General features: G+C 72.2%; 6 protein-coding genes and 1 pseudogene. 3 read left to right on the top strand and 4 right to left on the bottom strand.

Translation table 11 applies throughout. From position 1 onward, the window contains the following. Window positions 1-93 precede the first annotated feature (93 nt). Window positions 94-393, top strand: a pseudogene (locus ACWGI8_RS33830) (transposase); the annotation flags it as partial. 67 nt (window positions 394-460) lie between these two features. Here ACWGI8_RS33830 and ACWGI8_RS33825 read toward each other — a convergent pair. Next, window positions 461-2,731 (bottom strand): MMPL family transporter, encoded by a 2,271-nt coding sequence (locus tag ACWGI8_RS33825; RefSeq protein ID WP_453666834.1) that lies wholly within the window; start codon window positions 2,729-2,731, stop codon window positions 461-463. A gap of 175 nt (window positions 2,732-2,906) precedes the next feature. Between ACWGI8_RS33825 and ACWGI8_RS33820 the strand changes: the two genes are divergently transcribed. Both ACWGI8_RS33820 and ACWGI8_RS33815 read left to right on the top strand, forming a co-directional pair. Beyond that, window positions 2,907-4,079 (top strand): sensor histidine kinase, encoded by a 1,173-nt coding sequence (locus ACWGI8_RS33820; protein ID WP_451293407.1) that lies wholly within the window; start codon window positions 2,907-2,909, stop codon window positions 4,077-4,079. After that, on the top strand, window positions 4,054-4,716 hold the full coding sequence (locus ACWGI8_RS33815) for a response regulator (protein WP_030832911.1): 663 nt from the start codon (window positions 4,054-4,056) through the stop codon (window positions 4,714-4,716). The genes ACWGI8_RS33820 and ACWGI8_RS33815 overlap by 26 nt, the downstream gene beginning before the upstream one ends. Window positions 4,717-5,181: 465 nt before the next feature. Here ACWGI8_RS33815 and ACWGI8_RS33810 read toward each other — a convergent pair whose 3' ends face one another. The 3 genes from ACWGI8_RS33810 to ACWGI8_RS33800 all read right to left on the bottom strand — a co-directional run bounded on the left by ACWGI8_RS33810 (window position 5,182) and on the right by ACWGI8_RS33800 (window position 7,969). Further along, window positions 5,182-5,700: an O-acetyl-ADP-ribose deacetylase gene (locus ACWGI8_RS33810; RefSeq protein WP_453666831.1), complete on the bottom strand. Its 519-nt coding sequence runs from the start codon at window positions 5,698-5,700 to the stop codon at window positions 5,182-5,184. 18 nt (window positions 5,701-5,718) lie between these two features. Beyond that, the gene (locus ACWGI8_RS33805; protein WP_453666829.1) at window positions 5,719-7,137 is read right to left on the bottom strand and encodes a phytoene desaturase family protein; all 1,419 of its coding nucleotides are present in this window, start codon (window positions 7,135-7,137) and stop codon (window positions 5,719-5,721) included. 91 nt (window positions 7,138-7,228) lie between these two features. Beyond that, window positions 7,229-7,969: a Type 1 glutamine amidotransferase-like domain-containing protein gene (locus ACWGI8_RS33800; protein ID WP_453666827.1), complete on the bottom strand. Its 741-nt coding sequence runs from the start codon at window positions 7,967-7,969 to the stop codon at window positions 7,229-7,231. Between the last annotated feature and the right edge of the window lie 375 nt (window positions 7,970-8,344).

Below are 8,344 nucleotides of genomic sequence, written 5' to 3'. Positions count from 1 at the left end.
TCGATGGTCCGGGCATACTCAAAGGCTTGCTCCGCGCCCGGAAGGCCGGTGACCAAGATCAGGGCTCGCTTACCGTCCTTCGCGTCCCATTAGGCGTACTCGTCCCGCGGAAACCGCGCCCACCTGCGCAAACGCCGTATCAAGGCGGTCATCCCGGAGAAGAAGGACCAGGCCGCCAACCGGAAGAAGAAGGGCTCCAGAGGTGGCCGACCCGTCAGCCACGACGCCGATCTCTACAAGGAGCGGAACACCGTCGAACGCCTGATCAACAAGCTCAAAGCATGGCGAGGCATCGCCACCCGATACGACAAGACTCCCGACAGCTACCTCGCCGGTCTCCACCTGCGCGCCTCGATGATCTGGATCAAGGACCTCACCAGGACCACCCGATGATCACGACTCGATATGCCCCTAGGTGACGCGCTGAGGTGCCGGACGCCAAGGGCGGGCAGGAGTTGAGTCAACGGTCAACCAGCCGTGGACGCGGGGCCTCACCCGTGGATTCCGCGTCGGTGTCGTCGGTGCCGACCGGGCCGCGGGGAAGCAGCCAGTCTAGCCACTTCGGCAGCCACCAGTTGGTCCGGCCGAGGAGTGTCATGGTCGCCGGTACCAGCACCATGCGTACGACCGTGGCGTCGATGAAGATCGCGGTGGCCAGGCCGAGCCCGAACATTTTGGTGGAGGGGTCCTCGGCGACGGCGAAGGACAGGAAGACCGCCACCATGATGAGGGCGGCCGAGGTGATGATCCGGGCGGTGCCCGAGACGCCCTCAACGATCGCCGTGCCGTTGTCGCCGGTGCGCAGGTACTCCTCGCGTACGCGGGAGAGGAGGAACACCTCGTAGTCCATCGACAGGCCGAACAGGATGGCGAAGAGGAACATCGGGATGAACGACACGATCGGAACCGTCGCTTCCAGCCCGATGAGTGCGCCTCCCCAGCCCCACTGGAAGACCGCGACCATGATGCCGTAGGCCGCGCCGATGCTCAGCAGATTCAGCAGTACCGCCTTGAGCGGTACGAGTATCGAGCGGAAGACCAGCATCAGCAGCAGGAACGACATCGCCAGCACGGCGGCGACGAACACCGGCAGGCGTTGGCTGGTGCGTTGGCCCACATCGGACAGGCTCGCGGCGGCGCCGCCGACGTGGGCCCTGGCCGGGCCGTGCCCGATCGCCGTGGGCAGCACGCCGGTGCGCAGCCGGGCGATGGTGTCGGCCGTGGCCTTGTCCTGAGGGCTGGTGGTCGGGAACACCACGAGGGTCGCGATGCCGGTGGCCCGATCGATGTGCGTCGGTGCGACGGATGCGATGCCCGGATCCGCCGCGACCGTTGCGACGAGTCGGTCCAGCACTCCCGGATCACCGGCGGGGTCCGCGGCGATGACGAGGGGACCGTTGGTGCCCGGGCCGAACCCCTCGGCGACGAGGTCGTAGGCGCGGCGCTCGGTACGGCTGTGGGGCAGTGAGCCGTCGTCGGGCAGGCCGACGCGCAGGCCGAGCACGGGCAGCGTCGCGGTCAGCAGCAGCGCCGCGGCGCCGACCGCGTACGGCACCGGGTGCCGGCCGACGTGCCCGAGCCAGCGCCGCCACCCGGCGGCGGGGACGGCGCCCGCCGCCGCGTCCCGCCGTCGGCCGAGTCGGCCCGACCGCCCGGCCCGAAGTGCCCGGCCGATCCGACCGGGCCGGCCCAGACGCGGGCCGGCCGCGCCGAGGAAGGCCGGCAGCAGCGTCACCGACGCGAGCACCATGGTCAGGACAACGATCGAGACGGCAAGCCCGCCCACCGTCATGAACGGCACGTTCGCGACCGCCATGCCGAGGATCGACACGACGACGGTGCCGCCGGCGAAGACCACGGGCCGCCCCGCCGTGGCCACCGCTCGTCCGGCCGCCTCGTGCGGATCGAGCCCGCGCGCGAGGTACTCCCGGTGCCTGGCGAGCACGAACAGCGCGTAGTCGATGCCCACTCCGAGCCCGACCATGCTGCCCAGGACCGGTGCGAAGGTGGGGACGTCCGTCACCCCCGCCAGTACCGTCATCGTGGCGACCCCGACGGTCAGTCCGAAGACCGCCATGCCGATCGGCAGCGCGGCGGCGACGAGCGAACCGAACGCCAGGAACAGGATCGCGGCCGCGGCGAGGAGGCCGATCAGCTCGCTCGCGCCGCCGTCGGGGTCGGAGAAGGCGTAGAAGAGGTCCCCGCCCATCTCGATACGCAGGGGCAGTTCGGCGCGCAGCCGGTCGCCGAGATCGACGAGGGCGTCGAGGTCTTCGGCCGACAGCCGACTCTGGTCGGGGTACTGCACCCGGACGACCGCGATCCGCCCGTCGGCCGAGACGAGGCCGCCGCGCACGGCGGTGTCCCCGCCTGCGTCGAGTGCCCCCGCCGGGTCGCTCGTGCCGAGCACGTGCGGCAGCCGCTTCACCTCGGTCTGCAGCCGCGTGAGAGCGGTGCGCGCGCTGTCGTGGTCGAAGAACGTCGCAGCGCCGTCGAGGGGGGTGACGACCACTTGGGCGGTCATCCCCTCCTGACCGGTGCCGGCCCGCTCGATCAGTTCCGCGGCCCGCTGGGAGTCCAGTCCCGGAGCGGTCATCGAATCCGCATTCCGCCCGCCGAAGGCGACGGCGGCGAGGACGGCGAGCGTGGCGGCGACCAGCCATGCCGCGATCACCCGCCAGGGATGGCGGGCGGCGCTTGCGCCCAGGCGCAACAGGGCTTTCGAGAGCATCGGGTCCTCCAACCACCTCGTCGGCCGTCCTTGTACGGCCGCCGATGCCGAGGCTCGTCGCCACGGCGCTCTGCGGCATCGGCCCGCGGGCCGCGGATCCGTCGGCCCCAAGTCGGAGTGACGCCCCGTCCTTTCGGCCGATGCGCGGCACGGCGCGGTCCCTACGCTGAGAACCGTGCTGCGAGACGACCTGCGAACCCTGTGGACCGAACCCCGGCCGCCCGACGCGCCCGCCCGCGTGCGGCGGGACTGGGCGCTGCTCGCCGCGGGCCTTGCCGGTGTGGCGCTGGAGGCCACCCTGCGCGAGAACGTCGTGTGGCGGCCGGTGGCGGTGGTGTTCGCCGTATGGCTGTGCCTGCTGCCCCTGTGGCGCCGGACCCGCCCGCTGGCGATGGTGACGCTGGCGTTCGGCTCGGTGATCCTGCTTCCGGTGGCCTCGCTCGTCGCCGCACCGCGCGAGCCCGTCGGCCTGTACACCGGCGCGGTCGTGCTCGTGCTGGTGTACGCGCTGCCCCGGTGGGGATCGGGACGGGAGATCGTGCTGGGCGGCGCGGTGATCCTCGCGGCCGGCGCGCTGTGTGTCGTCACGGACGAGACCCCGGTCGTCGAAAAGGTCGTGGGCTTCGTCTTCCTGCTGCTGCCCGGCGTGGTCGGGGCTGCCGTGCGGTTCCGTGTGACCGCTCGCGAGCGGCAGTTGGAGCAGGTGCGCTCCCGCGAGCGCGAGCAGCTCGCCCGGGAACTGCACGACACGGTGGCCCACCACGTGTCGGCCATGGTGATCATCGCCCAGGCGGGCCGGGTGCTCGCGGGCACCGACCCGTCCGCCGCCGTCGAGGCGCTGGAGGGGGTCGAGGAGGAAGGGGCGCGCACGCTGGAGGAAATGCGCGCCATGGTCGCCGCGCTGCGCGACCGCGGGGTCGGCGCCGAGCTGGCGCCGCCTGCCGGTGTCGCGGATCTGGAGCGCCTGGTGCGCACCCCGGGTGGTCGCCTCAGGGTCGACCTGGGGCTCGACGGCGAACTGGACGCGCTGCCCCCGGCCGTGGACGCGGCCGTCTACCGGATCGTGCAAGAGTCGGTGACCAACGCGCTGCGCCATGCGGTCGACGCGACCGAGCTCGTCGTCCGGGTCGCCGCGGAACGGCACACGGTACGGGTGAGCGTGCGCGACAACGGCCGGCGCACCGGCCGGGGTCGCGACGGATACGGACTTACCGGACTGCGCGAGCGCGCGACGCTGCTCGGCGGCACACTACGAGCCGGCCCGGGTACCGACCGGGGCTGGCATGTCGACGCCGAACTGCCGAGAGCGAGGAGCGAGAGCGGTGTCCATTCGCGTCCTCGTCGCTGACGACCAGACGATCATCCGCACCGGGTTGCGGATCATGCTGAACGCCCAGCCCGGCATCGAGGTGGTCGGCGAGGCCGCCGACGGGCGGGAGGCGGTACGTCTGGCCCGCGAACTGCGCCCCGACGTCTGTCTGTTCGACATCCGTATGCCCGTACTCGACGGGCTCGAGGCCACCCGGCTGGTCGCCGGCCCGGGCGTCGCCGACCCGCTGGCCGTGGTCGTCATCACCACGTTCGACCTCGACGAGTACGTCTACGGCGCGCTGCGTGCCGGCGCCCGCGGATTCCTCCTCAAGGACACGGGACCAGACCTTCTGGCCCAGGCCGTACGGTCGGCGTCCGGCGGTGAGGCGCTCATTGCGCCCAGCGTCACCGTCCGTCTGCTCCAGGCATTCGCGGACCTGCCCGCCGGCCGGCCCGTGGCCCAGCCGGTCTCCCCCGTCACCGCCCGCGAGGAGCAGGTGCTCCTCGCCGTCGCTCGCGGGCTGACCAACACCGAGATCGCCGATGCACTGCACATCAGCCTCAGCACGGTGAAGACGCATCTGGCCAGCCTGATGGCCAAACTCGGCGCCCGCAACCGGGTCGAGATCGCGATGTGGGCCTACGAAACGCGCCGTATCCTCCCCGGAACCTGAGCCGGGTGCCGGGCCATGTCCCATGAGTCCCCGCCCGGACATCAGTGCACCGGTCGGCTCACGTCGGCTCCACGTGCCTCACCCGCCCCAGAGCGTGACGTACCGGGAGGCCGGAACTGGGACGATGGGACACCCGATACGACAAGACTCCCGACAGCTACCTCGCCAGTCTCCACCTGCACGCCTCGATGATCTGGATCAAAGACCTCACCAGGACCACCCGATGATCACGACTCGATACGCGCCCTAGGGCCTGTCCGGCGGATCAGGCTGGATCCGCGAGCCCAGCAGGATCCACCGGACAGGCCGTGAGCCCCACCGTCCGGGCATCCGCCGGCCACTCGCCCACGTCATCGCCACCGACCGGGCCGTCCTCAACACGCGTCCCGTCCGCCGGTTCCGGGCCGGACAGTCGATGGTTCACAGGGCGCGCCGGCTGGGTTGATGCTCCGGAGCGTGCCGCCGTCAGCGCACCTGTGCGGCGAACGCCGCGTACGCCCGCTCGTCGAAGAGGACGAACCGCACCTCTTCCACCGCTGTCTTCGCGTCCCGCACGGTCCCGACCGCGATGCGGGCGGCATCGTCCATGGGCCAGCAGTAGACCCCGGTGGAGATGGCCGGGAACGCGACCGTCCGCGCGCCCAGCTCGTCGGCGACCCGCAGCGACTCGCGGTAGCAGGACGCGAGCAGGGCGGAGCGGTCCTCGGTCGTGCTGTACACGGGACCGACGGTGTGGATGACCCACTGCGCGTGGAGCCTGCCGGCCGTGGTCGCGACGGCCTGCCCGGTCGGCAGCCCCTTGCCGTACTGCGAGGCGCGCAGCTTCCGGCAGTCGTCGAGGATCTCCGGGCCGCCGCGCCGGTGGATCGCGCCGTCGACGCCCCCGCCGCCGAGGAGTGAGGAGTTCGCGGCGTTGACGATGGCGTCCGCGTGCTGCTCGGTGATGTCGCCGTGGACGAGGGTGAGGGAGGCACGGTTGGTCATACGGACATCATCGCGCGGTCAGCGCCCGCCCCGCAGATGCCGCCACACCGCCTTCGCCGCGTTGTGCCCCGACATGCCGTGCACGCCCGGACCCGGCGGAGTCGCGGACGAGCACAGGAAGACCGCCGGGTGCGGGGTCGAGTACGGGAACAGGGACAGCTTGGGGCGCAGGAGCAGTTGGAGGCCGGTGGCCGCGCCGCAGGCGATGTCGCCGCCCACATAGTTGGCGTTGCGCGCGGCGAGCTCGGGCGGGCCGGCGGTGGCACGGGCGAGGACGCGGTCGCGGAAGCCGGGGGCGAAGCGCTCGATCTGGCGCTCGATCGCGTCGGTGAGGTCGCCCTCCCAGCGGTGCGGGACGTGCCCGTACGCCCAGAAGACATGCTTGCCCTCGGGCGCCCGGGAGGGGTCGACGAGGCTGGGCTGGGCGGTGATCAGGAACGGGGTGGCGGGCGCGGTGCCGCCGGACGCCTCGCGCAGCGCGGCACCGATCTCGCGGGTGCTGGGGCCGATCTGGACGGTACCGGCGCGCCGGGGCTCGGCGGCGGTCCACGGAACGGGGCCGTCCAGGGCGTAGTCGATCTTGAAGACGCTCGCGCCGTAGCGGTACCCGTCGTACGCCCGCCCGAGGCCCGCGATCCGGGCCAGGGCCGTCGGGGAGGTGTCGAAGACGTAGGCGCGGGCGGGAGGCAGATCGTCCAGGCGCTTGATCTCGGAGCCGGTGTGGATCGTGCCGCCGAGGTCTCGTACGTACGCGGCGAGGGCGTCGGAGATCGACTGCGAGCCACCGCGCGGCAGCGGCCAGCCCCCGGCGTGCGCGGCGAGCGCGAAGACGAGCCCGACCGCGCCGGTGCCGATGCCGTGGAGCGGGGCGATGACATGGGCGACGAGCCCGGCGAACAGCGCGCGGGCCCGGTCGTCGCGGAACCGGCGCAACAGCCAGGTGGAGGGCGGGAGCCCGTCGAGCCCGAAGCGGGCGAGGGTGACGGGATCGCGGGGCAGCGCGGTGAGCGGGAGGGACATGAAGTCCCGGGCGAGGGTGTCCCACTTGCCGAGGTAGGGGGCGACGAGGCGGCGGTACACGCCGGCGTCCCGGGGCCCGAACGAGGCGGCGGTCTCGGCGACGGAACGGGACAGCACGGCGGCGGTGCCGTCGTCGAAGGGGTGCGCCATGGGGAGCGGCGGGTGCAGCCACTCCAGCCCGTACCGCGCGAGCGGCATGGCCTTGAAGGCGGGTGAGCCCGCGCCCAGCGGATGCACGGCGGAACAGGGGTCGTGCCGGAAGCCGGGGAGCGTGAGCTCCTCGGTCCTGGCGCCGCCGCCCACGGTGTCCAGGGCCTCGAACACGGCGACGGAGAAGCCGCGGCGCGCCAACTCGGCGGCGGCGGTCAGCCCGTTGGGTCCCGCCCCCACGACGACGGCATCGAGCATCGACGGCACCTTGGGACTCCTTCGTCAGCCGATGGCCAAGGGATCCAGCATATTGGGCGGCACCGACAACGATGCCGGGGCCTGCCCCGCCCGGGGGTGATCAGGACCGCGGTGCGGGCAGTCTGCGTGGTTCGATGCGCTCTTCGACGGCCGCGTCGCCCTCGCGTACGACGACATAGGCGCCCTTCCCCGGCACTTCTGTGACTGCTTCGACCAGTTGGGTGCCGCGGTAGACCAGGCCCACTCCGTCATCGGTGCAATGCGTGACGGGCAGCGTGCCGTCGGCGACCAGTCGGTGCACCAGCGGCCGGCGGCCCGCGTCGGTGTCGTAGTGCACGCCGTTGCCATACGGCAGGAAGCCCAGGGCGTTGGTGAGCGGTCGCAGATCGGGCCCGAAGGAGTCGGTTGCGCCACCCCGGAACCAGCAGATCGATCCCGCGCTGACCCCGCTGAGGACGACACCGGCCTCCCAGGCCCTGCGCAGGACGGCGTCGAGCCCGTGGACCCGCCACACCGCGAGCAGATTGGCCACCGAGCCGCCCATGACCCAGACGACGTCCTGGTCGAGAACCGTGCCCTCGATGTCGTCGAGGTTGGGCATCGGGAAGAGATGAAGGGGTGTCAGATCGAATCCGGCCACGCGCGCGGCCTCGGTCATGCGCGAGGTGAAGTGCTCGGCGTCGCCGATGGCGGTGCCGACGTACATGATCCGGGGCCGGCGGCCGTGGACTCCTGACAGCTCGACCGCGTGGTGCACCAGTGAATGAAACGTCACCATGGTGCGGCCGCCGACACGGTGGCCACCGGAGGTGGCGACGATGGTGGGCTCCGGGGCACTCATGACACATGATCCTATCGACCCTGGAACGCCACGGTCCGCCGCCCGACGCCCGGCGGGCGAGCGTGCCCCGGGACCCGGACGCACGACCGGGACGCGGGACCCGGACGCACGACCCGGACGCGGGACCCGGGACGCACGACCGGGACACAGGGCCCGTACCCCCGCCTCCCGGCCGCCTCGCGCCCCGGCCCGCGGGGGCCTAGGGTCTGTCCGGTGGATCAGGCTGGATCAGCGAGCGCCCGCCGCGAAGCGGCTGATGTCACTGATGCGGCTTCGGATCCAAGGCGGAGGATGGGGCTCCCCCCGCCGAAGGCAGGGGGAGAGTCATGGCGGAGCCATGCCGACTGACGACTGGGGGCACCTCCCGGGCCCGCA

It is taken from the genome of Streptomyces sp. NPDC054841 (genome assembly GCF_053611045.1).
This window is presented reverse-complemented; position numbering and strand designations above follow the sequence as displayed.